The sequence below is a fragment of the Microbispora sp. H10949 genome (genome assembly GCF_014161435.1).
GTDB classification, from domain to species: domain Bacteria; phylum Actinomycetota; class Actinomycetes; order Streptosporangiales; family Streptosporangiaceae; genus Microbispora; species Microbispora triticiradicis.
Window position 1 is genome coordinate 214,310 of the sequence record NZ_JABBWZ010000006.1, and the last position, 22,801, is coordinate 237,110.

Below are 22,801 nucleotides of genomic sequence, written 5' to 3' on the forward strand. Positions count from 1 at the left end.
CTGGGCCCGAATGAATTTGCGGCCAAAGCACACATTGTTACGTTTGCTTGACCTGATTCGGGCATGTGGGGATACATGACTACTTTCGGATATTTTCTGTCGAGCGAGGAACACGATCCCAAGGAGCTCGTACGGCAGGCGAAATTAGCCGAGGAGGCCGGGTTCGAGGCCCTCTGGATCTCCGACCACTATCACCCCTGGCTCGACGAGCAGGGGGAGAGCTCCTTCGTGTGGTCCGTCATCGGAGCCGTCTCGCAGGCCACCTCGCTGCCGGTGACGACCGCGGTCACCTGCCCGATCATCCGCATCCACCCGGCGATCATCGCCCAGGCGGCGGCCACCGCCCAGATCCTGCTCGACGGGAGGTTCCGCCTGGGGGTGGGCACCGGAGAGGCGCTCAACGAGCACATCCTCGGCGACCAGTGGCCCCCCGCCGAGGAGCGGCAGCGAATGCTGGAGGAGGCCGTCGACGTCATCCGCGAGCTGTGGACGGGTGAGCTGGTGACGTACCACGGGGAGTTCTACGAGGTCGACACGGCGCGGCTGTACTCGCTTCCCGACCAGCCTCCGCCGATCTACATCTCGGGTTTCGGGCCCAAGTCGGTGGAGCTGGCCGGCCGGCTGGGCGACGGATACATCCACACCGCTCCGGCGGGCGACATGGTGGAGGCGTTCCACAAGGCGGGCGGCGAGGGCAAGCCGTCGGCCGCCGGGCTCAAGGTCTGCTGGGCGGACGACGAGGCCGAGGCGCGCAAGACCGTCCACCGGCTCTGGCCCAATCAGGGCATTCCAGGTGAGGCCGCCCAGCTCCTGCCGCTGCCGCGGCACTTCGAGCAGCTCTCGGAGCTCGTCACGGAGGAGGCCGCCACCGCCTCGACGCCCTGCGGGTCCTCACCCGAGGCGCACCTGGACGCCATCCGCCAGTACGTGGACGCGGGCTTCGACGAGGTCTACATCGCCCAGATCGGCCCGGAGCAGGAGGGGTTCTTCTCCTTCTACTCGGCGGAGATCCTGCCGAGACTGAAGGACGGACGGTAGGCAGCCTGTACGAAGCGGAGCGCGACCGCGGTGACCCGCGGTCGCGCTCCCCGTCTCAGGTGTCGTTCCTGACCAGGCGCAGCGACAGCAGCGGCTGGACGAACCACAGCCAGGCGCAGAGCAGCGCCACTCCCGTTCCCACCGCCGCGGCGGGCCAGGCGCTGGTCAGCGCGTCCAGGACCAGAGCGGTCGAGCAGGCCATGGCGACGGCCAGGGACATCGCCCCGGCCACGCCCAGCCGGTTGGCCCGGCGCAGCAGCAGTTCCTTGAGTCCTGACCGGAACAGGATGCGGTGCTGGGTCGCCGGAGCGATCGTGCAGATCGACGCGAACGCCGCGCTGACGACGGCGATGTAGAACAGCCAGTTCCCGGTCGTGTCGATCTTCCCGAAACCGGAGGAGAACGGGAGCGTCAGCAGGAACGCGAACAGCACCTGCACGCCCGTCGCGGCCACCCGCAGACCCTGCAGCAGCTCGCCGAGCTCGCGGTCGACCCGCTCCTTCGGGTTCTCGTCGGTGTTCTCCAGGGGTTCGAGCACTTCGCTCATTCGGAGGCCTTCATCAGCCGGACGTAGGCGAACTGGAGCCAGTCGGAGATCGCCACGGCCGCCATGGTGGCGCCCGCGAGCCGGGTCAGCCGGGGAAAGAACACCGTGCCCGCGGCGTATCCGGTCGCCACCCACTGGGACAGGCAGAACGGGCAGGTCAGCAGCTCGCCCACGGTGTGCTGCAACCCGTGACCACGGACCTTCTCGTTCAGCTCGGCCGGGCCGGAGACGCCCTCATAACGAGTGAAGGGGGCGCGTATCGGGCTGGTCACCGGGTCCTTGGCCAGCGTCCGTGAGAGCCGGTGCGTGAACAGGCCCATGAGCATGAGGTCCATCGGGCCGATCTTCTCGGGCGGCTTCCGGCCGGTCAGCTTCGCCGTGGCCAGCAACGCGGAAACGGCCCCGCCGTACACCGCGAGAACCCGTGTGTACGAGGAGAGCGGACGGTTCTCCTCGCCCTCGTAGGCGCGCTTGATCTCCTGCAGGGTCTCGGTCATGAGCGCGCCCTACCCCCGATTGTTTGCGGCGAACATTGCTGGGCAAGCGACGTGAGTGGGTAGTCACAGTCACGAAGTCACCGACGCGATTCTCGAAACGCTCAAGCGCGCCGGCTCCGGGCTCAAGGAGGCCGGGGTGCGCTTCGCCCTGGCCGGAGGCTGCGCCGGATATGCGAGGGGCGCCGCGCCATCGCTGCACGACGTCGACTTCGCTCTGCTGGAGGAAGACGTCCCGCTCGCGCTGAAGACCCTGGAGAGCCTGGGTTTCCGGACCGCGAGACCACCGGAGGACTGGCTGGTCAAGGCGTTCGACGAGGAAGGCGTGCTCGTCGACCTGATCTTCTCGCTCGCCGAACGGCCCGTCACCGAGGCCATGCTGGCCCGGGCCGAGCCGATCAACGTCGCCGCGCTGAGCCTGCCCGTCCTCGAAGCCACCGACCTGGTGATCTCCTGGATCATGCCGTTGTCCGAACACGCCTGCGACTATGGTTCGCTGCTGCCGATGGTCCGGGCGATGCGCGAACAGGTGGACTGGGACCGGGTCGCCTCTGTCGTGGCCCCGTCGCCGTACGCCTCGACGTTCGTCACGCTGCTGGAAAAACTGCGCATCGTCGCTCCTACGAATCCGACATCCGACGCCGCCTGGCCATGAAGGTTTTTCGTCCTGCTACGTGCGGGCCCGCCCGGCCGGGCGGGCCCGCACGTGGTGAGGGGCCACGCCGTCGCGGCGCGGCCCCTCACTTCGTCATGCCGTCAGTCGGTCATGCCGTCACAGGGCCTCGCTGTGGGGGAAGCGCCCGTAGTAGTCGGCCAGGCGGTCCCGGTACTCGGGCTGCATCACCGCCGCCTCGTCGTACTCCGGTGCGTTCTTGATCTCCTGCTTGGTCCTGGTGACGAAGACCTTGTGATCCTCGCGGTCGATGCTCTTCACCACGCTCGCGGGGAGCATGACCTTCCTGCCGAAGATCCAGGGGCCCGTGTCGACGACGATGTAGCTCTGGCCGGCCTCGTAGGTGGCCTCGTCCACAGATCCGATCTTCCCGTCCACGGCCTGGACGTCGTATCCGACGATGTCCATCTGCCCTCCGGCGCCGTACACGGTGTCGGGATACGACCAGAGATCCGGTGTCATGGGTGACTCTCCCTTCGTCGTCACTGACCTATCCCGGAGCACGGAATGGGAATACCCCGGCGACGTAAGAGCAGGACAGGGCGCGGCCGCGCCCTGGCGCGGGAGACCTCCGGATGCCGCTACTCTTGTGGTGCGGGCGCCGCTAGCTCAGTTGGTTAGAGCAGCTGACTCTTAATCAGCGGGTCCGGGGTTCGAGTCCCTGGCGGCGCACCATCACCGCGGTTCACCACCGCGGTTCGTGACACCGCTTCTGCGAAGCAGCTCAGCGCGTCCCGGCTCCGGCCGTGGCGCGCTGATCTTTTTCGCGCCCGCTCGCCCGGACGACTCCCGCGTCAGGGTACGGCGGCGCCGGCTTCGGGGAGGTCCGCTACCGGGCGGAGATCAGCGGACACCGCGCCTGACCGCCTGCCGCGGGGCTTCCGCGGCGGACCGCCGGACGCACCGGAACGGCTGGCGTCAGTGCTGGGAGGCCTCGTACCAGAGGTAGGGGATCGACCAGTCCCAGTGCTCGGCCTCGTCCATCTCCCGTACCGGATCGGGCTCGGGAGACCACAGCACCGCGCCGGGGACGCCGAACTGGGCGGCCCAGTATCGCCCGAGCCGTACGAATCCCCGGCCGAGAGCGCAGGCCATCCGCTTCACCAGTGCGAACATCACCGGGCATCACTCCTCGTACGCTCTGGCACGACACCGCTTGTGACCCAGACCACCATGGATCTGGAAATAAAGATTTAATCTGGTCGATTACCGGAAGTAAATGGTCAGACGGCCTCATGGCGGTCTCAGGCGCCGAGTAGTTCGTGCAGGCCCCAGCCGTCGGCGTCCTCCACCACCCGCAACGCCAGCTCCGCGCGGCCGGCCATGTCGAGCGGGGCGACTCCGGAGACCGCGTGACCGTGCGCGAGCCGGTCGAGCGCGGCCCCGACGAGAGGCCCCGCCGTCCGTACGGTCGAGGGCAGCGCGATGGAACGGGTCGACCCGCCGTGCAGCACGATGTTGCGCTGGCGGTAGAGGCGCCGGAAGCAGCCGCGCAGATAACGCTCCACCCGGCCCAGCGTCACGGACGGCGCGGCAGCCAGCTCGCGCATCCGCCCGAGGGCCGCCGTCGTCACCGGATCGTCCACGTGGACGACCGGATCGGCGGCCAGCCACCGCACCATGCGCCGCACCCGTTCCCGGTTGTTGCCGCCGATCGCGTCGAGGTCGCGTCGCAGCCGCGGGTCTGCCTCGCGGATGCGGGGGTCGTAGCTCAGCGCGGTCAGTTCGGCGCGCGGCCATCCGGCGGTCACCAGGGCTGCGGCGCGATCCGCGGCCACCGCCCGGCCCTCCTCGCGGTCCGCCTCGTCGGTGTCGCAGAAGAGCAGTGACTCGATCGCGGCCCACGCTCCGGCGACGGCGGTGCTCGGGGAGCTCTCCGTGAGCGGCGCGGCGAGTTCGAGCGCGTCGTCGATGCGCAGGCCGTGGGCGCCGGAGTCGGGCAGGTCGTAGAGCACGCCCACCCGTTCCAGGGAGAGCACGGTTACCGCCGGATCGCCCCGCCGGAAGTCCTGCGGGTCGGCCAGGCCGGTGAGGAACACCTTGGGATAGACGTCCAGCGCCGTCTGCCCGCGCCGATACCGCACCCTGTTGCGCACCCGGTCGAACAGCTCGGTCACCTGCTGCACCGCCGAGACATGGTCACGCGCCCGTACGCGGAAGAGCAGCCCGCCACTCGCCCGCACATGCTCGATGTGAGGGTAAGCGGTTCCCAGCCGGTGACTGACCTCCTCCCTGGACAACCAATGGGGCGACTTGCTCGCCACCTGTGGGGCGGGCACCCTGTCCTGGATGACGATCAGCCCCTCGTACTCGCGATCGCCACGCGACTCCAGCTCCAGGAGAAGATCGATCAGGTCCACCGAGCCGGCCGCGGCGCCCAGCCGCGACTTGATCTCCTGACGGAGGAAATCCTGATGGAATCCCTCGTCGAGCAGATGTGAGGCGATGCACCTCGCGGAACGTTCCACATGCACAGGGCCGCTGGTGAGGACGTCACGCCAGCGCCTCAGATAGCCGTCGGCGACCAGGTCCGACAGGAGCGCCATGTTCCGCTGGCTGCGGGCCCCCGGCCTGATCGGTCGGAGGCAGGTCGAGTGGATGTGCCGGCGAATCTGCCCGTCGCCCAGTGCGCTGTCGGTCTTGAGCCTCCGCAGCAGCGACTCACGTGCGTACCAGGCCAGGGAGCCCTGCGAGAGAACGTGGCTTCCGACCCAGTCGGCCGCCTCAACGGCTTCGCGCAGGGCGAGCACGGTGCCCACGTCCCACAGGCGGCGATGCCAGGGCCGCCAGGACTCCAGCAGTTCCTGAACCCGGGCGTTCACCACGACACTCGTCGTCGGTCTGCCGCTGACGGCTTCCATCGGTGACGTGCTCCTTCTGGCCTAGACTCGTGAGCGCTGCGTTACCGGTTGCGCACAGCGCGCAGGGGAAGTACTCTCAAGAGAACTTAGGCAGGGGAGTCGCCCGGAAGGGCCTCTCCCCATCGCCTTTTCTGGGGGTTGTGCGGCATCCAGTTTGGCCGATCAGAGCTCCGCCGTCACAATTTTCGTACAAATCGAACACTCTCCGTCATCCCATCCGGCTCGCGGCGCGTACGGCTGCGCCTCGTGACGCTTCCGGCCACCCTTCGAGGGCAGTGAAAACCCCGGCGTCCGCGTATCGTTCTCGAAACGCGAGTGACTGGAGGTGCCGATGCGGCTGGAGGCCGTCTTCTTCGACGTCGGGGAGACCCTCGTGGACGAGACCCGGGAGTACGGCACCTGGGCCGACTGGCTCGGAGTGCCACGGCACACCTTCTCCGCCGTGTTCGGTGCGGTCATCGCTCGTGGCGGGGACTACCGGGAGACCTTCCAGCACTTCCGGCCGGGGTTCGACCTCCACGCGGAACGGGAGCGCCGGGCACGGGAGGGGCAGGCCGAGACGTTCGGCGAGGAGAACCTCTATTCCGACGCGCGGTCGTGCCTCGCCGAACTGCGGGCGATGGGGCTGCGTGTCGGGCTCGCCGGCAACCAGACCGCCCGGGCCGAGGGCATCCTACGCGCCCTCGGCCTGCCCGTGGATGTGATCGGCACCTCCGACGGCTGGGGCGTGGAGAAGCCCGCCCCGGCCTTCTTCGAGCGCGTGGTGGCGGAGGCCGGCTGTCCCGCGGGGTCGGTTCTCTACGTGGGCGACCGGATCGACAACGACATCCGGCCCGCGCAGCGGGCCGGGCTGCGCACCGCCCTCGTACGGCGGGGCCCCTGGGGCCACGTCCTCAGGGACGAGTCGGTGGCCCGGGCGTGCCTGTTCCACGTCGACTCGCTCGACGAGTTACCCGCCCTGGTCCGCAAGCACAACGGCGACTGAGAGCCTCCCGGGCGTCCGGAGTGACGGCTGATCGTGGCCGGCGCGGCCGCGGTCACATCGTGAGCTCGGAGAGCCGGGCGCGGCCGAGGTCCGTCAGCCGTTCGCCCAGTTGGCGCGTCGCCGCCGCGGGCGGCAGCGCGTCCAGCACCCCACGGACGCGATCATGGCCGATCGCGTACCAGTGCTCCTCCAGCGCTTCCACGGCCCGCCTGAGGTGCTCGGCGGCCTGGTCGCCGTCGGCCGGGGCGTGGGCGGCGGCGAGGTCGGCGAACAGCACCGAGCGCTGTTTGCCGCCGTTCGGGCCGAGGTGGTCGAGCGCCGTGCGCAGCCGGCGGGCCGCCTCCTCGTGCTGGCCGGCGGTGAGCGCGCTGTATCCGGCGAAGCCGTCGAGCCGTGCACGCTCGAAGAAGTCCAGCCAGGGAGGGTCGTCCCCGCTCGTGTCGATCATCTGGTCGGCCCGGTCGATGTGCCGCATGCACTCCTTGGGCTCGCCGCACCGGGCGGTGATCTCCGAGGCGACGCAGTGGAGCCACGCCCTGGTCAGCGGGCCGACGCCGTGCCAGGCGTGTGCGAACGCCGCGTCGAGCAACCCCAGCGCGTCGGAGCGGCGGCGGTCGAAGCCGGGGACGAACGCCGCGTGGGCGAGCACGGCGGCGGCGAGCGGGTGGTCCCCGCACTCCCGGGTCGCCGACAGGGCCAGCCGGAACAGCCGCGCGGCCGTGTGGCACTCCTCCAGATCGAAGAAGGCCACCCTGCCGGACAGCAGGGCAGAGCGCGCGGCCGCCTCGGCGAGTGTCTGCCGCACGGCTCCCTCCGGAGCGGCGCGCAGCAGGCTCGTGCCGAGCCGGGTGTGGGCGACCGACGCCTGGAAGATCTCCTCCGGGGGCGAGGTCCAGTAGAGCGCGGCCTGCCGGTCGACGACCCGGGCGAACGCCTCGGCCGACTCGGCGTCGACCCCGCGCCCGCGCTCCACCGCCGCCGGGAGACGTTCGCCGCCCTCGCCGAGGAGCGGGGCGAGCACGCCCGCGCCTAAGAGGTTCCGCAGGAACGTGGAGCGGTCGATGCCGTCTGCGGTGATCATGCTCAGCAGCCTCCCAATCTCGTCCACCACCTCCGTCACCGGCCGCATGGCCATCTCGTCGGGGGTGAGCAGTCCCAGTTCGCTCGCGGACTTGCCGAAAATCGTCACGAGATGCTTGCGGTAGCGCGGGTCCGGCCACCGCTCGCCCGTCTCCCACCGGCGGACGGTGTTCGCCGTGAGGCCCGTGTCCTTCTCCCCGCACGACCGCATGGCCGTACGGATGCGTTCGCACAGTTCCTCGTAGGACCACCCGCGCTGCAGGCGTTCCCATGCGAGCCGGCGATTCGGCGGATGACGGTGGCTGGCCGGCATGTCGCACCCCTCCTCGCATGACCGCTTCTCGCGCGACCACATGCACGCTGCGTCGGCGTGACACGCTGACACTACGGGAGTTTCCGTGTTCGCGTGGCTACTGGCTGTGATTGGACGTCTCCTGGCTGATACCGCCGCCGTCGTGGACGCGCTTGACTTGGCCCACTTCCGCGAGCAGCCGTTGGAGATGGGTGACATGACCACGTTGGAGGACATCGCGCGAGTCCACACCGGCTGGATCATCTGGCGGTCGGACGCCGGCCGCTGGTGGGCCACCAGGCGCGGGGCGGTCGACCTGGAGGCCATCCGCAGGGGGTGTGCGATGACGCTCGACGCCGACGACCCCGACGGGCTCGCCGCCGCCCTGACCGCTCAGGAGGAGGTGACCGCCGAGATCGTCGCCGATCTCGCCCCGGTCGTCGCGGACTCCACCACCGCCGGATAACCCGGAGCGCGGTCAGCGGCCGTCGTGCCGTCAGGCGAGGAGATCGGACCGAAGGACCTCCGCCTGGAGGATGCGTTCGATCTCCTTCTCGTCCGCATTGTGCCCCGTCTGCCGCCGCAGTTCCTTCCGTACGGCGTCGAGGATCACCGGCGTGAGGAGAACGCGTACGAGGGACTTCGGGGCCGTCGCCGCGCGGGCCTTCCACAGGTCGTCCTGCACCTGCCGCAGATGTTTGACGCCCATCTTCTGTGTGCACCGCTTGACCTCGTTGAGAGCAGGGGACTGTGTTGACATCGCCACTCCTAAGAGAGAGCATTGCTCTCGAAACGGAGCGATGTCTCAACCCCTGCTTGCCGATGGAGCCCCCCATGAACGCCGCCCTGCCCGCCCGTGCCCGGTTGACCGGGCTGTCCTTTCTCGTGGCCGGAGTCCTGTTCCTCCTCTATCCGCTGGTCCGGCCGTACGGGGACGAGACCGCGCTGTCCGGAGCCGCCACGATGGCGTCGCCCGCCTGGGTCGCGGCGCACCTGTTCGCGATGGTCGGGTTCGTCCTGCTCGCGCTGGGGACTCTCGGCCTCTACCTGGTGCTGGACCGCCCCCTCGCCCTGCGGGCGGCGGTGGTGACCTGGATCGGCGCCGGGCTGACCCTGCCGTACTACGGCGCGGAGGACTTCGGGCTGAACGTCATCGGCGCGCGGGCGGTGCGGGACGGCGACGTCTCGCTGCTGGCGCTGGTCGACGAGTTCCGCTTCGGTCCCGTGGCGATCGCGATGTTCGCGTCCGGGCTCGCGCTGCTCGGCGTCGGCGCCGTCCTGGCCGCGGTCTCCGCCGGGCGCTCGAAGGTGCTGCCCCGGTGGAGCGGCGCTCCGCTGGCCGCGGGGATGGCGCTGTTCATCCCCCAGTTCTTCGGGTCGCCGGCGGTGCGCGTCGCCCACGGCCTGCTGCTCGCGATCGGCGGTGTCTGGCTCGCGGTCGCCCTGTGGCGGGCGAGCCGATCATGATCGAATGGTTGTTCTAATACAATGGACTCATGACGGCTTTTCAGGCCTCACTGCTGGACTGGGGCGAGGATGTTCACATGGGGCCGCTCGGCGCCTCGGTGCGGCGCACTCCGCTGGAGCGCGGCGCCTGGGTCGACGTCCGGCGGCACTGGGTCCAGGGCGCCGACGCGCTCTTCGAGCGGCTGCGCGACGGGGTGCCGTGGCACGCGGAGCGCGTCCACATGTACGACAGGGTCGTGGACGTGCCCCGGCTGCTGAAGTTCTACGACGAGGGCGAGGAGCTTCCCGACCCGGTGCTGGCCGAGGCCAGGGACCTGCTCAACGCCCACTACGAGAAGGAACTCGGCGAGCGGTTCGTCACGGCGGGCATGTGCCTCTACCGCGACGGCCGGGACAGCGTCGCCTGGCACGGCGACACGATCGGGCGGGGGAGCGTGGAGGACACGATGGTCGCGATCCTGTCGTTCGGCACGCCGCGCCCGCTGCTGCTGCGCCCGCGCGGCGGGGGCACGGCGCTGCGTCACGAGCTGGGTCACGGCGACCTCATCGTCATGGGCGGAAGCTGCCAGCGCACCTGGGAGCACGCGGTCCCGAAGTCGTCCACGGTGACCGGCGCCCGGATCAGCGTGCAGTTCCGCCCCCGGGGCGTCCGCTGACGGAGCTCGCCCGCCGGGTGCCCCCCTTCCCCGCCGGCGGCGGCCCTGTAGCGTGGAGATCGTGTTCCTCCGGGTCGAGATCGACGGCCGCCCACCCACGGCCGAGGCGCTATGGCATCCCGCACTCGTCAACTACGGCCACTTCACCGCCCTGCAGGTCAGGAACGGCCGCGCCCAGGGGCTCGGCCTGCACCTCGCCCGGCTCGACGCCGCCAACCGGGAGCTGTTCGGCGCCGGACTCGACGGCGACCTGGTGCGCGAGCGCGTCCGGCACGCTCTCGCCGGCGACGCGCGCGACGCCTCCGTGCGGATGATGGCCTTCTGGCCGGAGGGCCGGGACGCGGTGAGCCTCCTCGTGGCCGTGCTGCCGCCCGCGCCCCCGCCGTCCGGGCCGCAGAGCCTGAAGCCGGTGCCGTACGAGCGGCCCGTCGCGCACGTCAAGCACCTCGGCGGGTTCGGGCAGCTCTACCACCGGAAGATCGCTGAGCGTGAGGGCTTCGACGACGTCCTGCTCACCGGTCCGGACGGCACCGTCGCCGAGGGCGGCGTCACCAACGTGGGCTTCTTCGACGGCTCGTCGGTCGTGTGGCCCGACGCGCCCAGCCTCAGCGGCGTCACCATGCAACTCCTGGAGGCCCGCCTCCCGGCCGCCGGAATCGGGTCGCGGCGCGGGCCGGTGCGGCTGGCCGGCCTGTCGTCGTACCGGTCGGCCTTCGTGGCCAACTCCCGCGGCGTCGCACCCGTCGGGCGGATCGGCGACGTCACGCTCCCTGTGGACGACGACTTCACCCGGACGCTGGTCGAGGTCTACGAGTCGGTTCCCTGGGACCCGATCTGAGGGCGGGCGGCCCCAAGGTGAGCGGCCGTCGACACGTGCGGTTTCCTGGTAGTCCTTGGAAGGCGCCGGTGAAGGACCGGTCCCGGCCGCACGAGCGAAAGGTCACGGATGATCCCGCACCCCTACGTCCCCGCCCCCGCCCGGTACGACGACATGCGGTACCGGCGAAGCGGAAGGAGCGGCGTGCTGCTTCCCGAGATCTCCCTCGGCCTGTGGCACAACTTCGGCGACGGCCACGCGTTCGACGTGCAGCGCGCCGTCCTGCGCCGCGCCTTCGACCTCGGCGTGACCCACTTCGACCTGGCCAACAACTACGGCCCGCCGTACGGCTCGGCGGAGGAGAACTTCGGCCGCCACCTGCGGGCGGACTTCCGGCCCTACCGCGACGAGCTGTTCGTCTCGACCAAGGCGGGCTACGACATGTGGCCGGGCCCGTACGGCGAGTGGGGGTCGCGCAAGTATCTGCTGGCGAGTCTCGACCGGTCGCTGAGCCGGATGGGCCTCGACTACGTCGACGTGTTCTACTCCCACCGCCCCGACCCTGACACTCCGATCGAGGAGACGATGGGCGCCCTCGACACGGCGGTGCGCTCCGGCAAGGCGCTCTACGTGGGCATCTCGAACTACTCCGCGGAGGAGACCGAGAGGGCGGCCGCGGTGCTGCGCGACCTGGGCACCCCGCTCCTGATCCACCAGCCGCGTTACTCGATGCTCGACCGCTGGGCGGAGGACGGGCTGCTCGACGTCCTGGAGCGGTCCGGGGCGGGCTGCATCGCCTATTCGCCGCTGGCGCAGGGCCTGCTGACCGGGCGCTACCTCGACGGCGAGGTGCCGGCGGACTCGCGGATGGCGATCGGCCACTTCCTCACGCGCGACCGGCTCACGCCCGGGCTGCTGGACACCCTGCGCGGCCTCGACAAGATCGCCCAGGCGCGTGGCCAGTCGCTCGCGCAGCTCGCGCTGGCGTGGATCCTGCGCGACCCGCGGGTCACGTCCGTGCTGGTCGGGGCGAGCTCGGTGGAGCAGTTCGAGCAGAACGCCGCCGCGCTGGCCGCGCCGCCGCTCAGCCCGGAGGAGCTGGCCGACATCGAGAACCTGCTGCGCGCCGCCTGACCTAGTTGTACTGCCCTGGGAGGTTGGTGACGCGGCTGATGGGTGGCTGGCCTTTCAGCGCGGTGTGTCCGCGGTGATGGTTGTACATGTGCAGCCAGGGATCAAGTGCGGCGCGGCGTTCGGCTTCTGAGGCGTACGGGCGGGCGTAGGCCCATTCGTCGGCCAGGGTGCGGTGGAAGCGTTCGACCTTGCCGTTGGTCTGGGGCCGGTAGGGGCGGGTGCGCTTGTGGGTGATGCCCAGCTGGGCGCAGGTCTCGCCCCACAGCCGGGAGCGGTAACAGCTGCCGTTATCGGTCAGTACGCGTTCGATGACGATGGCGCGGGCCGCGAACCAGGTCCGGGCGCGCAGGAGGAATGCGGTGGCGGTTTCCTTGGTCTCATCGGCCAGGATCTCGGTGTAGGCCAGGCGGGTGTGGTCGTCCAGCGCCGTGTGCAGGAAGCCGTGGCCCAGGCGGGGGTTGCCGTGGGCGTTGCGTGAGGCGGTGGGGGTGGCCTGGCGGTTGCGCCCGCCGGCGGCGCGGCCCAGCACGCGGTGGCCGCCACCGTCGGGGATGTTGCCCAGCTTCTTGACGTCGATGTGGACCAGTTCGCCCGGGCGGTCACGCTCGTAGCGGCGGACGGGCGCACCGGTGGCCCGGTCCAGGTGGGTCAGGGGTGGCATGCCGTAGCGGACCAGTACCCGGTGCACGGTGGAGGGGGCCAGGCCCAAGCGGGCGGCGATTCGGGCGGGTCCCAGCCGATGGGTGATGCGGAGCTTGCAGATGCGCCGTTCGGTCCGCTGCGGGGTACGGGCCGGGCTGCGGCGCGGCCGGGACGACCGGTCGGCCATGCCGGCTGGGCCGAGCTGTCGATAGCGGCGGGCCCAGCGGGCGGCGGTGGTGTGGGAGACCTGGAAGCGTTCGGCCGCGCGGCGAATGCTCCAGCCGTCCTCGACGATGCAACGCGCGAGCCGGAGTCTGCCGGTTTCGGTCAGCGGGGCGTTACGGTGGGGCATGAGGGCCTCCGGGCGATGTGAATCTTGGTCGACTCACACCACGCCAGAAGGCCCTCACCCCTTTCAAGGTCATCGACAGCGTGTCGCCGATCCTCCACCGCTGTCACCAACGTCCATGGTCAGAACACCTAGTCGACCTCGGCGCTGCCGTTCACCCGCAGCTTGCGGCGGGCCCGCTCGTAGAAGGTCGTCGTCCCGAGCCGCACCACGCGGGCCGCGGCGCGCAGCGCCGTCACGGTGAGCCGGTCGCCCGGGCACAGGTGGCCGCCGATGGCGCCGTCGACCTCCATCGCGAGCTGTCCGCTCGTCGGGAGCACGTCGAGCGTCACCTCCTCGTCGGCGGACAGCACGAGCGCCCGGTTGAAGGCCGTGTGCGCGGCGGCCGGGACGACGATGAAGCCCTCGACGGTGGGGGAGACGATCGGGCCGCCGGCCGAGAAGCTGTACGCCGTCGACCCGGTGGCGGTGGAGACGATCACCGCGTCGGCGGCGTACCGGACGAACGGCTCGCCGTAGACCGAGACGGCCACGGCGGCGAGCCCGTCGCCGGGGATGCGGACGAGCGCGATGTCGTTGAAGGCGGTCACCGTCCGGCCGTCGTGGGTGGTCGCCCGGACCGCCATGCGCGGCTCCACCGTGTACCTGTGCTCGTCGATCGCCGACAGCGCGGGCGCGAGGTCCGCGACGTCGATCTCGGCGAGGAAGCCGAGCCGGCCCAGGTTGACGCCGAGGACGGGCGTCGGCCGCCCGGCGATCAGGCGCATGGTGCGCAGCATCGTGCCGTCGCCGCCGAGGCTGACCAGCAGGTCGGCCTGCCGCACCAGCGTCTGGTCGTCCACCGCGACCGCGCTGCAGTCGATGCGCCCGACCTCGTCGGGCAGGCCCAGCACCGGGCAGCCCCGGTTGCGCGCCCACTCGACGATGGTGTCGATCGCCTCCTTCGAGTCGCGCTCGGGGTGCAGAACGAGACCGACGGTGCTGACCATGCCCATGCCCCTCACTGTACGGGGCATCAGGCACGACCTAACGCGCGTCGTCGCGGGGGGCCTGGGTGATGGGGAGGACGACCCGGAACCGGGTGTCTCCGGGCGTGGACTCCACCCGGATGTCTCCATGGTGCTTGTTCACGACGATCCGATAGGAGATGTCCAGGCCAAGGCCGGTGCCCTCGCCGACGGGCTTGGTGGTGAAGAACGGCTCGAAGATGCGGGGCCGGACCTCCGGCGGGATGCCGGGCCCGGTGTCGCCGATCTCCGTGATGAGGTGCCCGTCCTTCCGCCAGGTGCGGATGGTGAGCGTGCCCTCGCCGTTCATCGCGCAGAGCGCGTTGTCGATGAGGTTCGTCCACACCTGGTTCAGCTCCGCCGCGTACGCCGGGATCGGCGGCAGCGACCGGTCGTACTCCTTGACCGTGCGCACGCCCTGCGGGATCTTGCCGTGGAGCATGGTCAGCGTGGCGTCGAGCAGGTCGTGCACGTCGACGGTCTGGTACGGGGCCCGGTCGAGCTGGGAGTACTGCTTCGCCGCGCCGACCAGGCTGGAGATCCGGTTCACCGCGTCGTCGATCTCGCCCATCAGCAGCTCGGTGTCGATGGTGTAGGTGAGCCACCGCACCGCCGGCTCCAGGTTCTCCTCGCCCACCGCGCCGGCGATCTGGCCGAGCCACTCCACGTCGAGGCCCCCGGCCACCAGCGTGGCCGCGAGGTCCCAGCCGCCGACGATGTCGTGGTCGTCCAGCCAGTCGGCGATGGCGTCCTCGGCGTCGGACCGCGCCAGCGGGGACAGCTCGGGGGCGGACGCGGCGCGCTTGACCGCGTCCTCCTGGAGCTCCACGAGATCGTGCAGCTGGCTGCCGTCCAGCCGCCCGTCGGCGATCATGGCGAGCTTCTGCCGCATGCCCGCCACCCGCCCGCGCAGCGCGGACGTGGCCCGCACGGCGGCGGCGGCCGGGTTGTTCAGCTCGTGGGTGAGCCCGGCCGACAGCGAGCCGAGCGCGAGCAGCCGCTCCCGCTCGCCCACGACCGTCTGGGTGGCGCGCATGCCGATGAACAGCCCTTCAAGCAGGTGCATCGCCATCGGGAACCACTCGCGCACGCACTCGGCGATCACCTCGGCGGGCAGCACGAAGAACTCGGCGTCGGTGACCGCGCGCAGCGAGTTGAGGTAGAGCTGGTGCGGCTCCCCGGTGATGTACGACTGGGTGGCGCCGCCGTACACGCCGCGCTGGCCGGTGCGGCTCACCTCGACCTCGTCGCCCTGCACCCGCCTGCTCATCGCGACGGTGCCGCTGAGCAGTACGAAGAAGCAGGTGGCGGGCTCGCCCTCGCCGTAGACGAGAGTGCCGGCGGCGCGGGTCTCCACCCGGCCCTCCGCCGACAGGGCGGCGAGCTGGCCGTCGTCCAGGGACTCGAAGAGGAACAGGGTGCGCAGCTCGTGCGGCGGCAGCGTCTCGGTCATCGGCCCTCCAGGTAGCGGTGGACGAGCGAGACCGCCATCGCGCCCTCGCCCACGGCCGAGGCGACGCGCTTGACCGATCCGGCCCGCACGTCGCCGGCCGCGAAGACGCCCGGCATGCTCGACTCCAGGTGGTAGGGGTCTCTGGACGGCGCCCACCCGGCCGGGCGGCTTCCGTCGGCGAGCAGGTCGGAGCCGGTCAGCACGTATCCGTTCCCGTCGCGGGCCACCACGTCGCCGAGCCAGTCGGTGCGCGGCTCGGCGCCGATGAAGACGAAGAGCCACGACGTCGGCACGGTGGCGACCCGGCCGGACCGCCGGTCGCACAGGGTCAGCCGCTCCAGGTGGTCGCGTCCCTCGCCCCCCACGACCTCGGTGTTCGGGTGGACCTCGATGTTCGCGATCCCCTCGATCTGGTCGATCAGGTAGCGCGACATCGACCGGGTGAGGTCGTCGCCCCGGATGAGGATGTGCACCTTCCTCGCGAAGCGGGAGAAGTACACCGCCCCCTGGCCCGCCGAGTTGGCCCCGCCGACGATGTAGATCTCCTCGCCGGAGCAGTTCGGGGCCTCGATGGCGGCCGAGCCGTAGAAGACGCCGCGGCCGGTCAGATCGGCGAGGCCGGGCGCGTTCAGGAGGCGGTACGACACGCCCGTGGCCAGCACGACCGTGTGCGCCGCGACGGCCGTGTCGTCGGAGAACCGCAGCAGCGTGACCGGGTCCTGCCGTTCGAGGCCGACGACCTCGCGGGTGGTGAGCATCTCGGCGTTGAACTTCTGGGCCTGCCTGCGGGCACGGTCGGTGAGCTGGGCGCCCGAGACGCCGTCGGGGAAGCCCAGGTAGTTCTCGATCCGGCTGCTCTGCCCCGCCTGGCCGCCGGTCGCCCGCTGTTCGACCAGCAGGGTCCGCAGGCCCTCGGAGGCGCCGTAGACCGCCGCGCCGAGCCCGGCCGGGCCCCCGCCGATCACGGCGAGGTCGTAGAGGTCGGAGGCGGGGGTGGTGGCCATGCCGACGTGCGCGGCGAGGTCGGTCTCCGTGGGCCGGGCCAGGGCCTTGCCGTCCGTGGTGATCACGACCGGCACGTCCGCCTCGGCCAGCCCGGCCGCGGCGAGCAGCCGCGCGCCCTCGGCCTCGTCGGCCCGGATCCAGCGGTACGGCACGAGGTTGCGGGCCAGGAAGTCGCGCACCGCGAACGACCGCGCCGACCAGCGGTGCCCGACGACCTTGGTCTCCGGCATCGTCACGGCGGGGGTGGCGAGCCACGCCTCCAGCAGCGCGTCCAGCACCGGGTAGAGCTTCTCCTCGGGCGGGTTCCACGGCTTGAGCAGGTAGTGGTCGAGATCCACGATGTTGATCGCGTTTATGGCCGCGTCCGTGTCGGCGTACGCGGTGAGCAGCACACGGCGGGCCAGCGGGAAGACGTCCATGGCGGCCTCGAGGAACTCGATGCCGTTCATCCCGGGCATCCGGTAGTCGGCCAGGAGCACGGCGACCTGCTCGCCGCGCAGCTTGATCTCCCGCAGCGCCTCCAGCGCGGTGGACCCGGACTCCGCCCGGATCACGCGGTAGCGGTCGCCGTACCGGCGGCGTAGGTCGCGCGCCACCGAACGCGAGACAGAGGGATCGTCGTCGACGGTGAGGATCGCGGCGTTCTGCACCTCTCCAAGGTACTGGCGATAAACATGATCCGGTTCATCCCCGAAGGGCCATAGGTCCCATGTCAGGGGGACGTTCGCCGCTCGCCGCACCAATGGGTATGACGAAGTCTGAGGAGGGACGGGGAGGAAGATGCGATGCCCATGACCGTCCGTGACGTCATGAACAGGTTCGTGGTCGCGGTCGAGGCGGACGCCTCGTTCGGCGAGGTGGTGACCGCGATGTGCCGGTTCCACGTCGGAGCGGTCCCCGTGGTGGACGGCGAGCGGCGGGTGCTCGGCATGGTCAGCGAGGACGACCTGCTGCTGAAGGACATGGACCGGCGGATGGGCGACCTGCTCTTCGAGGGGCCCACGCGTCACCGGGAGCGGAGGAAGGCGGCGGGCCGGCTGGTGCGCGATCTCATGAGCACTCCCGCGATCACGGTCACCGAGGACACCCCGGTGCGGCAGGCGGCCTGGCTCATGCACCGGAACCGGATCAAGGATCTTCCGGTGGTGGACGAGCAGACCGGGCGCATCACCGGGCTGGTCCGCAAGTCCGACCTGATCAGGGTGTTCTGCCGCTCCCCGGAGGACATCCACGACGACGTCCTCGACGCGATCGGGCGGCACTCCGGACGGTGCTCGATGCGGGTCGAAGACGGGATCGTCTACCTCGACGGCAGCGTGGAGCGGCGTTCGCAGCTCAGGACGCTGCTGGAGGACATCTGGCGGGTGGACGGCGTGGTGGACGTCGACTCCGACGTCTCGTACGAGATCGACGACCTGGGCCGGGTGGTCCCGCCCGTCACCCGTCCATGATCAGTACGGCGGCTCCCTCCACCCGGTCGGCGGCGAGGTCGGCCAGCGCCCGGTCGGCGGCCGAGAAGGCGTAGGGCGTGGTCGTGACCCGAGGGCGGTGGAGGGACGCCAGCCGGAGGAACTCCCGGCCGTCGGCGCGGGTGTTGGCCGTGACGCTGCGCAGCGTGCGCTCCTGGAACAGATGGCGCTGGTAGTTCAGCGCCGGGATGTCGGTCAGGTGGATCCCGGCGACCGCGAGCGTCCCGCCCCGGTCGAGCGCGGCGAGGGCGACCGGCACGAGGTCGCCCACCGGGGCGAACAGGACGGCCGCGTCCAGGGGCTCCGGTGGCGGGTCGGCGCTGCCCCCGGCGGAGGCCGCGCCCAGCCGGAGCGCGAGTTCCCGGGCCGCCGCCGACCTCGTCATGACGTGCACGGTCGCGCCCTCGGCGATCGCGATCTGCGCGGTCAGGTGCGCCGAGGCGCCGAAGCCGTAGATCCCGAGCCGGCCGCCGGGCGGCAGATCGGCGCGGACCAGCGCCCGGTATCCGATGATCCCCGCGCACAGCAGCGGCGCCAGCGTCTCCGCCGGAGCGTCTTCCGGCAACGGGTAGACGTACGCGGCGGGGGCGGTCAGCAGTTCGGCGTAGCCGCCGTCGGCGTCCCAGCCCGTGTAGGCGGACGCGGGACACAGGTTCTCCGCGCCCCGCAGGCAGTATCGGCACCGGCCGCAGGTCGAGCGCAGCCACGCCACGCCCACCCGCGAACCGGGCGGCGGCCCCGCCGTGTCCGGGCCGAGGGCCGCCACCCGCCCCACCACCTCGTGCCCGGGAACCTTACGGGGCCGCCTCGGGGGGAGATCGCCCTCGGCGAGGTGCAGGTCGGTGCGGCAGACGGCGCACACCTCGACGCGGATCAGCAGTTCCCCCGGCCCGGGCACGGGGTCCGGCAGTCCGGCCCGCTCCAGGGGCCGCGTCGCGACCGGTCCCGGGCGGGCCACGACCCAGGCGTCCACGGCTAGCCGTGCCGGATGCGCCGGCCGCTGATCTCGACCGGCTCGATCCTGATGTAGAGGGGGCGCTCGCCGCCCGCCCACGTCTCGACCTCCTTGTGCACGTCACCGGTCACGTGGTGGGCCCCGCCGCGGACGAGCACGCTCCAGCCCTCCCGCGTCCTCTCGTCGATGCGGTCGACCTCGAAGGCGACCATGAAGTCGGCCCCGTTGACGCCCGTGCGCAGGTCGGCGTCCATCGGGCCGCCGAGCGCCGTGCGGAACAGCACCGCGCCCTGCTCCACCGTGTAGTTGACCGGCAGGATCACCGGACCGCCGGGGTGGGTGAAGGCGATCCTGCCGACGCCCCCAGGGGAGATCAGCCGCAGGCAGTCGTCGCGGTCCAGCTTCTCCAGGTGCGGCAGGCCGGCGGGTGCGGTGTTCTCAGTCATGCGTTCCTCTTCTTCACAGTCGGGTCCTACGGCCTCGTTCGGCGCGTGACCAGCGTCCCGTCCCCGGCGCCGGCGGCGGCACCGCCGTCCGTCACGTTCCGGGGGACGAAAGACCCTTGGCCGCGTCTCCTCCCTTGGCCGTCGTTTGCCGTAATCCCTCCTTTAGTCGCATGCCCCGGATGGGCACGACCGTCACGTGACTCCCGCCGGGGGAGCGCCACGGGGAGGACCCCCCGTCATCACCACAACGGGAAGGACGCCGCGATGAGGCCGTACGGACAACCACACGCCGATCACCCGGCGAGGCGCTGATGGAGGTGCTGAGCGGCCGCGTGCTCGTGCGCTCCGCCGACCGGGCCGCGAGCCGCCGCTTCTACCGGGACGTCCTGGGCCTGGCGGTGAGCCGGGAGTTCGGACCGGCCGAGGACCCCGGGGTCGTGTTCTTCCTCGGGGCCGGATTCCTGGAGGTCTCCTCGCACGGCGGCGGCGCACGGGAGAGCCCGGCGCTGTGGCTCCAGGTCCGCGACGTCCGGCGGGAGCACGAACGGCTGGCCGGCGCGGGGGTGCGGGTGTCGCACCCGCCCCGGCTGGAACCCTGGGGCCTGGTGGAGATGTGGATCGAGGACCCCGACGGCCTGCCGATCGTGCTCGTCGAGATCCCCGAGGGACATCCGCTGCGGCGCGATCCCCGATCCTTCACCCCTCATCCCACCTGACCAGGATGAGTGTGATCCGGGTCTCACCTCGCCGTAGGCTTCTACTGGGAGACGGTAGCCTTAATTTCCTACCGGATTCGTGGGAGAATCGGGCGATGAGTACCTGGCCATGTGAGACGCCGACCACCGCCGCCGTCATGGCCGCGCGCTGGGTGAGGTCGGCGGCCGTCGACGACGCCCTCGGACGGCACTGGCTGGCCAATCCCGATCCCCGGGGCCGGTCGGCCGGCGCGGGGAACGCCTCCTCCCTGTACGCGGGGGCGGCCGGCGTCGTGCTGTTCTTCCTGGAGGCCGCCGCCGCCACCGGCGACCAGACGTATCAGGACGACGCGCTCGCGGGGGCGCGGCGGCTCGCCGCGACATGGCGGGAGCAGCGCGATCCGACCTTCTACCACGGCCGGGCGGGGATGCTCTTCGCGATGGCCGAGACCGGCTGGGCGACCGGCGACGAGGAGGTCCACGAGGCGGCCCGCGCCGCCGCCGACGGCCTGGTGCGCGACGTCCGCCGGTTCGACGACGGCGTCGGCTGGACCGGGGACCCGGCGCTGCGCGGCGACGGGGGGATCGTGCTCGCGCTGCTGCACGCCTCGGGCCTCCTCGGGGTGTCGGCGTACGAGGAGGTGGCCGTCGAGGCGGGCGGGCGCATCGCGGCCCTCGCCGTGCCCGGCCACCGCTTCGGCGGAAAGGCCTGCCCCGACCTGCCCGTGGACGCCGTCACGCCGGGGTTCCTCTCGGGTACGGCGGGCACCGCGTTCCTGCTCGCCCGGCTGCACGGCGTGACCCGCGACGCGCGGTTCCTCGCGGCGGCCCGCCGGGGGGCCGACTTCGTCCGCACGGTCAGCGTGGTCACCGACAGGTGCGCCCGCGTCCCGCACCACCTGCCGCAGGGGCGCCGCCTCCACTACCTCGGCTTCTGCTCCGGCGCGGCCGGGGTGGCCCGGATGTTCCACGAGCTGCACCGCGTCACCGGCGATCCCGGCGACCTGGACTGGGTGGAGCGCCTCGCCCACGGGATCGTGCAGAGCGGGCTGCCGGAGCACGCCCCGCCCGGCCACTGGGACGTGGCCTGCCTGTGCTGCGGCACGGCCGGGCTGCTGGAACTGTTCACCGGCCTGTACGCGGCCACCGGGCGGGAGCCGTACCTCGCCTTCGCCCGCACCCTCGCCGCCGATCTCATCGGACGCGCGGCCGGGGACGAGGAGGACGGCTTCCGCTGGTACCAGGCGTACCGCCGGCTGCGGCCGGAGGAGTTCACCGCCGACACCGGCTACATGGTGGGCGCCGCGGGGATCGGGACCGCGCTGCTGCACCTCGCCGCCACCGAGGCCGCCACCGAGGACGCCGCCCGGGACGCCGCCTCGGCCGCGGCGGGGGGTGGGGCGCAGGGCGGCCCGCGCCGTCTGATCCTCCTGCCGGACAACCCGTTCCCGGCGATCCCGGTCCCCGCCGCCGTTCTGCGCGGGGGCGACGCCTGAGCGGCGCCCCTTGGCGGCCGGCTCCACAGGTCCTTCGGAGGTCGTCTCCGGAGCTCGTCTCAGGGCCGTCGCCGGAACGGGGCGAGCGTGGCGCGCACGAGATCGGCGGCGCCCCAGTCGGGGTCGAACTGGGCGATCACGGCCAGGTGCTGGCGTAGCTGGAGGATCGGCATCCGTTCGCGCCAGTCGCGGTCGAGCCCGGTCAGCTCGGCGTAGAGCTCGAAGAACACGTGCGCCTCGGGCGGCGGCGCCGTCGTCCACAGGTGGGCCAGGTCGACCTCGGCCCACGTGTACGACACGGCCGGGTCGATCAGCGCGGGCCGCCCGTCAGGGGTGGCCATGACGTTCAGCGCCCACAGGTCGCCGTGCGTCAGGCACGCGGGCCGGACGGGCAGCAGCTCGGGCAGCCGGTCGCACAGCCGCTCCAGCGCCGCTCGGTCCGCGACGTCGAGCGCCTCCCGGACGCGACGCTCGCCGAGCCAGCGCAGCAGACGGTGCTGGGCGAAGAACTCGTACCCGTCGTCGTCCCAGGTGTTGACCTGCCGGCGACGGCCCAGCCAGTTGTCCCTGTGCCACCCGAATCGGGAGTGCCGCGTGGTGGTGTGCAGGTGGGCGAGCGCATGCGCGAGCTGCTCCCAGAAGGCCCCGGTGCCCGGCCGGGGGCGCAGCACGGACAGCACGAGCAGGTCGCGGTCCGCCAGGATGATCTCGGGCGTGGCGACGCCGCCAGTCTCGCGGAGCACGGTGAGCCCCTCGGCCTCCGCGGTGAAGGCGTCGTCCGACGGCGGCTCCCCGAACGCCTTGACGAACACCGTCGTGCCGTCACCGCGGCGCGCGAGCCCCGCGATCGCGGCGAGGCCTCCAGCGGCCGGCTCGACCGCGACGACGTCGGTCAGACCGGCCGCGTGCAGGCGTTCGAGCAGGACGGACGTCGTGTCTGTCACGGGTGTGCTCCTGTCTGCAGGCCGCGCGTCATGGCATGTCAGGGCCGAGCCGGCGGCGGCTCACTCATCGGTACGGGCTGTGTCCTCCTGTCGAGTGTGCTCGCCGTCGGCGGGTGCCGGCCTCCACTGTCGAGTCGTGCCGCTGGACGGTGCCGTGCGTCCAGGGGCCCCGCTCCGGCCCTCCTGGGAGGAGGGTGCGTCCACATCTGACTTTGACACGTGATGGGGTGTTCGTCCAGAAAGTAAAACTTTCGTCCGCAATGTCGAGATTTGGGGTCTTCTTGGTTTAGTGTCCG

Annotated in this window: 25 protein-coding genes and 1 tRNA gene; 12 read left to right on the forward strand and 14 right to left on the reverse strand. The window is 71.4% G+C overall.

Annotation, left to right across the window (positions count from 1 at the left end; all coding sequences use genetic code 11):
• Window positions 1-75: 75 nt before the first annotated feature.
• Window positions 76-1,038: a TIGR03557 family F420-dependent LLM class oxidoreductase gene (locus HHX40_RS17460; RefSeq protein WP_138462912.1), complete on the forward strand. Its 963-nt coding sequence runs from the start codon at window positions 76-78 to the stop codon at window positions 1,036-1,038.
• 55 nt (window positions 1,039-1,093) lie between these two features.
• Here HHX40_RS17460 and HHX40_RS17465 read toward each other — a convergent pair whose 3' ends face one another.
• The gene (locus HHX40_RS17465; protein WP_182881419.1) at window positions 1,094-1,585 is read right to left on the reverse strand and encodes a DUF6328 family protein; all 492 of its coding nucleotides are present in this window, start codon (window positions 1,583-1,585) and stop codon (window positions 1,094-1,096) included.
• Complete coding sequence (locus HHX40_RS17470) at window positions 1,582-2,082, reverse strand: DUF1360 domain-containing protein (RefSeq protein ID WP_182881420.1); 501 nt, start codon at window positions 2,080-2,082, stop codon at window positions 1,582-1,584. Before HHX40_RS17470 ends, HHX40_RS17465 begins: the two co-directional genes overlap by 4 nt.
• Window positions 2,083-2,137: 55 nt before the next feature.
• On the opposite strand from HHX40_RS17470, the gene HHX40_RS17475 reads away from it, so the two are divergent.
• The gene (locus HHX40_RS17475) at window positions 2,138-2,734 is read left to right on the forward strand and encodes a nucleotidyltransferase (RefSeq protein ID WP_182881421.1); all 597 of its coding nucleotides are present in this window, start codon (window positions 2,138-2,140) and stop codon (window positions 2,732-2,734) included.
• Window positions 2,735-2,851: 117 nt separating this feature from the next.
• Here the strand turns inward: HHX40_RS17475 and HHX40_RS17480 are convergent, their stop codons facing one another.
• Window positions 2,852-3,214 carry a PRC-barrel domain-containing protein gene (locus HHX40_RS17480; protein WP_182881422.1) on the reverse strand — a complete coding sequence of 121 codons (363 nt, stop codon included), beginning with the start codon at window positions 3,212-3,214 and terminating at the stop codon, window positions 2,852-2,854.
• A gap of 136 nt (window positions 3,215-3,350) precedes the next feature.
• Between HHX40_RS17480 and HHX40_RS17485 the strand changes: the two genes are divergently transcribed.
• Window positions 3,351-3,427 (forward strand) — tRNA-Lys (locus HHX40_RS17485).
• Window positions 3,428-3,670: 243 nt separating this feature from the next.
• On the opposite strand, the gene HHX40_RS17490 is transcribed toward HHX40_RS17485, so the two are convergent.
• Together HHX40_RS17490 and HHX40_RS17495 are read right to left on the reverse strand one after the other, a co-directional pair.
• Entirely contained in the window at window positions 3,671-3,868 is a 198-nt protein-coding gene (locus tag HHX40_RS17490; RefSeq protein ID WP_117408476.1) for a hypothetical protein, read from the reverse strand.
• Between the two features lie 128 nt (window positions 3,869-3,996).
• Window positions 3,997-5,613 carry a hypothetical protein gene (locus HHX40_RS17495; RefSeq protein WP_182881423.1) on the reverse strand — a complete coding sequence of 539 codons (1,617 nt, stop codon included), beginning with the start codon at window positions 5,611-5,613 and terminating at the stop codon, window positions 3,997-3,999.
• A gap of 331 nt (window positions 5,614-5,944) precedes the next feature.
• Here HHX40_RS17495 and HHX40_RS17500 point away from each other — a divergent pair, with 331 nt between their 5' ends.
• Entirely contained in the window at window positions 5,945-6,598 is a 654-nt protein-coding gene (locus HHX40_RS17500; protein ID WP_182881424.1) for an HAD family hydrolase, read from the forward strand.
• Between the two features lie 52 nt (window positions 6,599-6,650).
• Here the strand turns inward: HHX40_RS17500 and HHX40_RS17505 are convergent, their stop codons facing one another.
• The gene (locus tag HHX40_RS17505; protein WP_182881425.1) at window positions 6,651-7,991 is read right to left on the reverse strand and encodes a helix-turn-helix domain-containing protein; all 1,341 of its coding nucleotides are present in this window, start codon (window positions 7,989-7,991) and stop codon (window positions 6,651-6,653) included.
• A gap of 142 nt (window positions 7,992-8,133) precedes the next feature.
• Here HHX40_RS17505 and HHX40_RS17510 point away from each other — a divergent pair, with 142 nt between their 5' ends.
• A complete protein-coding gene (locus HHX40_RS17510) occupies window positions 8,134-8,436 on the forward strand; it encodes a hypothetical protein (RefSeq protein WP_259403686.1) in 303 nt (100 codons plus the stop codon).
• 30 nt (window positions 8,437-8,466) lie between these two features.
• Here the strand turns inward: HHX40_RS17510 and HHX40_RS17515 are convergent, their stop codons facing one another.
• Window positions 8,467-8,730 carry a hypothetical protein gene (locus HHX40_RS17515; protein ID WP_182881426.1) on the reverse strand — a complete coding sequence of 88 codons (264 nt, stop codon included), beginning with the start codon at window positions 8,728-8,730 and terminating at the stop codon, window positions 8,467-8,469.
• A gap of 74 nt (window positions 8,731-8,804) precedes the next feature.
• Here HHX40_RS17515 and HHX40_RS17520 point away from each other — a divergent pair, with 74 nt between their 5' ends.
• The 4 genes from HHX40_RS17520 (at window position 8,805) to mgrA (ending at window position 12,044) form a co-directional block, all read left to right on the forward strand.
• On the forward strand, window positions 8,805-9,437 hold the full coding sequence (locus HHX40_RS17520; protein ID WP_182881427.1) for a hypothetical protein: 633 nt from the start codon (window positions 8,805-8,807) through the stop codon (window positions 9,435-9,437).
• 29 nt (window positions 9,438-9,466) lie between these two features.
• Window positions 9,467-10,093, forward strand: coding sequence for an alpha-ketoglutarate-dependent dioxygenase AlkB (locus HHX40_RS17525; protein ID WP_117408481.1), 627 nt, complete (start codon window positions 9,467-9,469; stop codon window positions 10,091-10,093).
• Window positions 10,094-10,154: 61 nt separating this feature from the next.
• Window positions 10,155-10,931 carry an aminotransferase class IV gene (locus HHX40_RS17530; RefSeq protein WP_220499237.1) on the forward strand — a complete coding sequence of 259 codons (777 nt, stop codon included), beginning with the start codon at window positions 10,155-10,157 and terminating at the stop codon, window positions 10,929-10,931.
• Window positions 10,932-11,039: 108 nt separating this feature from the next.
• Window positions 11,040-12,044, forward strand: a complete 1,005-nt coding sequence (gene mgrA, locus HHX40_RS17535; RefSeq protein WP_182881429.1) for an L-glyceraldehyde 3-phosphate reductase — start codon at window positions 11,040-11,042, stop codon at window positions 12,042-12,044.
• A gap of 1 nt (window position 12,045) precedes the next feature.
• Here mgrA and HHX40_RS17540 read toward each other — a convergent pair whose 3' ends face one another.
• The 4 genes from HHX40_RS17540 to HHX40_RS17555 all read right to left on the reverse strand — a co-directional run bounded on the left by HHX40_RS17540 (window position 12,046) and on the right by HHX40_RS17555 (window position 17,150).
• Complete coding sequence (locus HHX40_RS17540; RefSeq protein ID WP_182881430.1) at window positions 12,046-13,038, reverse strand: IS481 family transposase; 993 nt, start codon at window positions 13,036-13,038, stop codon at window positions 12,046-12,048.
• Between the two features lie 128 nt (window positions 13,039-13,166).
• Entirely contained in the window at window positions 13,167-14,030 is an 864-nt protein-coding gene (locus HHX40_RS17545) for an NAD(+)/NADH kinase (RefSeq protein ID WP_182875462.1), read from the reverse strand.
• Window positions 14,031-14,061: 31 nt separating this feature from the next.
• A complete protein-coding gene (locus HHX40_RS17550; protein ID WP_182881431.1) occupies window positions 14,062-15,495 on the reverse strand; it encodes an ATP-binding protein in 1,434 nt (477 codons plus the stop codon).
• Window positions 15,492-17,150 (reverse strand): FAD-dependent oxidoreductase, encoded by a 1,659-nt coding sequence (locus HHX40_RS17555; protein ID WP_117408485.1) that lies wholly within the window; start codon window positions 17,148-17,150, stop codon window positions 15,492-15,494. The genes HHX40_RS17550 and HHX40_RS17555 overlap by 4 nt, the downstream gene beginning before the upstream one ends.
• Before the next feature lie 135 nt (window positions 17,151-17,285).
• Between HHX40_RS17555 and HHX40_RS17560 the strand changes: the two genes are divergently transcribed.
• Window positions 17,286-17,951, forward strand: a complete 666-nt coding sequence (locus tag HHX40_RS17560) for a CBS domain-containing protein (RefSeq protein ID WP_182881432.1) — start codon at window positions 17,286-17,288, stop codon at window positions 17,949-17,951.
• Here HHX40_RS17560 and HHX40_RS17565 read toward each other — a convergent pair.
• Both HHX40_RS17565 and HHX40_RS17570 read right to left on the reverse strand, forming a co-directional pair.
• Entirely contained in the window at window positions 17,938-18,942 is a 1,005-nt protein-coding gene (locus tag HHX40_RS17565; protein WP_182881433.1) for a zinc-dependent alcohol dehydrogenase family protein, read from the reverse strand. The two genes, HHX40_RS17560 and HHX40_RS17565, sit on opposite strands and share 14 nt — an antisense overlap.
• A 2-nt stretch (window positions 18,943-18,944) precedes the next feature.
• Window positions 18,945-19,370 carry a pyridoxamine 5'-phosphate oxidase family protein gene (locus HHX40_RS17570; RefSeq protein WP_117408488.1) on the reverse strand — a complete coding sequence of 142 codons (426 nt, stop codon included), beginning with the start codon at window positions 19,368-19,370 and terminating at the stop codon, window positions 18,945-18,947.
• A 311-nt stretch (window positions 19,371-19,681) separates the two neighbouring features.
• On the opposite strand from HHX40_RS17570, the gene HHX40_RS17575 reads away from it, so the two are divergent.
• Both HHX40_RS17575 and HHX40_RS17580 read left to right on the forward strand, forming a co-directional pair.
• Complete coding sequence (locus HHX40_RS17575) at window positions 19,682-20,086, forward strand: VOC family protein (RefSeq protein ID WP_117408489.1); 405 nt, start codon at window positions 19,682-19,684, stop codon at window positions 20,084-20,086.
• A gap of 95 nt (window positions 20,087-20,181) precedes the next feature.
• Window positions 20,182-21,561, forward strand: a complete 1,380-nt coding sequence (locus tag HHX40_RS17580) for a lanthionine synthetase LanC family protein (protein WP_182881434.1) — start codon at window positions 20,182-20,184, stop codon at window positions 21,559-21,561.
• Window positions 21,562-21,620: 59 nt separating this feature from the next.
• Here HHX40_RS17580 and HHX40_RS17585 read toward each other — a convergent pair whose 3' ends face one another.
• Window positions 21,621-22,505 carry a fructosamine kinase family protein gene (locus tag HHX40_RS17585; protein ID WP_182881435.1) on the reverse strand — a complete coding sequence of 295 codons (885 nt, stop codon included), beginning with the start codon at window positions 22,503-22,505 and terminating at the stop codon, window positions 21,621-21,623.
• Window positions 22,506-22,801 lie beyond the last annotated feature (296 nt).

What these genes read in the sequence shown, in the direction of transcription:
- HHX40_RS17490 (WP_117408476.1), bottom strand. Translation starts at nt 3,868, where the DNA reads ATGTTCGCACTGGTGAAGCGGATGGCCTGCGCTCTCGGCCGGGGATTC.
- HHX40_RS17560 (WP_182881432.1), top strand. Translation starts at nt 17,286, where the DNA reads ATGCCCATGACCGTCCGTGACGTCATGAACAGGTTCGTGGTCGCGGTC.
- HHX40_RS17470 (WP_182881420.1), bottom strand. Translation starts at nt 2,082, where the DNA reads ATGACCGAGACCCTGCAGGAGATCAAGCGCGCCTACGAGGGCGAGGAG.
- mgrA (WP_182881429.1), top strand. Translation starts at nt 11,040, where the DNA reads ATGATCCCGCACCCCTACGTCCCCGCCCCCGCCCGGTACGACGACATG.
- HHX40_RS17550 (WP_182881431.1), bottom strand. Translation starts at nt 15,495, where the DNA reads ATGACCGAGACGCTGCCGCCGCACGAGCTGCGCACCCTGTTCCTCTTC.
- HHX40_RS17545 (WP_182875462.1), bottom strand. Translation starts at nt 14,030, where the DNA reads ATGGGCATGGTCAGCACCGTCGGTCTCGTTCTGCACCCCGAGCGCGAC.
- HHX40_RS17495 (WP_182881423.1), bottom strand. Translation starts at nt 5,613, where the DNA reads ATGGAAGCCGTCAGCGGCAGACCGACGACGAGTGTCGTGGTGAACGCC.
- HHX40_RS17500 (WP_182881424.1), top strand. Translation starts at nt 5,945, where the DNA reads ATGCGGCTGGAGGCCGTCTTCTTCGACGTCGGGGAGACCCTCGTGGAC.
- HHX40_RS17525 (WP_117408481.1), top strand. Translation starts at nt 9,467, where the DNA reads ATGACGGCTTTTCAGGCCTCACTGCTGGACTGGGGCGAGGATGTTCAC.
- HHX40_RS17570 (WP_117408488.1), bottom strand. Translation starts at nt 19,370, where the DNA reads ATGACTGAGAACACCGCACCCGCCGGCCTGCCGCACCTGGAGAAGCTG.
- HHX40_RS17505 (WP_182881425.1), bottom strand. Translation starts at nt 7,991, where the DNA reads ATGCCGGCCAGCCACCGTCATCCGCCGAATCGCCGGCTCGCATGGGAA.
- HHX40_RS17520 (WP_182881427.1), top strand. Translation starts at nt 8,805, where the DNA reads ATGAACGCCGCCCTGCCCGCCCGTGCCCGGTTGACCGGGCTGTCCTTT.
- HHX40_RS17465 (WP_182881419.1), bottom strand. Translation starts at nt 1,585, where the DNA reads ATGAGCGAAGTGCTCGAACCCCTGGAGAACACCGACGAGAACCCGAAG.
- HHX40_RS17540 (WP_182881430.1), bottom strand. Translation starts at nt 13,038, where the DNA reads ATGCCCCACCGTAACGCCCCGCTGACCGAAACCGGCAGACTCCGGCTC.
- HHX40_RS17480 (WP_182881422.1), bottom strand. Translation starts at nt 3,214, where the DNA reads ATGACACCGGATCTCTGGTCGTATCCCGACACCGTGTACGGCGCCGGA.
- HHX40_RS17580 (WP_182881434.1), top strand. Translation starts at nt 20,182, where the DNA reads ATGAGTACCTGGCCATGTGAGACGCCGACCACCGCCGCCGTCATGGCC.
- HHX40_RS17575 (WP_117408489.1), top strand. Translation starts at nt 19,682, where the DNA reads ATGGAGGTGCTGAGCGGCCGCGTGCTCGTGCGCTCCGCCGACCGGGCC.
- HHX40_RS17515 (WP_182881426.1), bottom strand. Translation starts at nt 8,730, where the DNA reads ATGTCAACACAGTCCCCTGCTCTCAACGAGGTCAAGCGGTGCACACAG.
- HHX40_RS17460 (WP_138462912.1), top strand. Translation starts at nt 76, where the DNA reads ATGACTACTTTCGGATATTTTCTGTCGAGCGAGGAACACGATCCCAAG.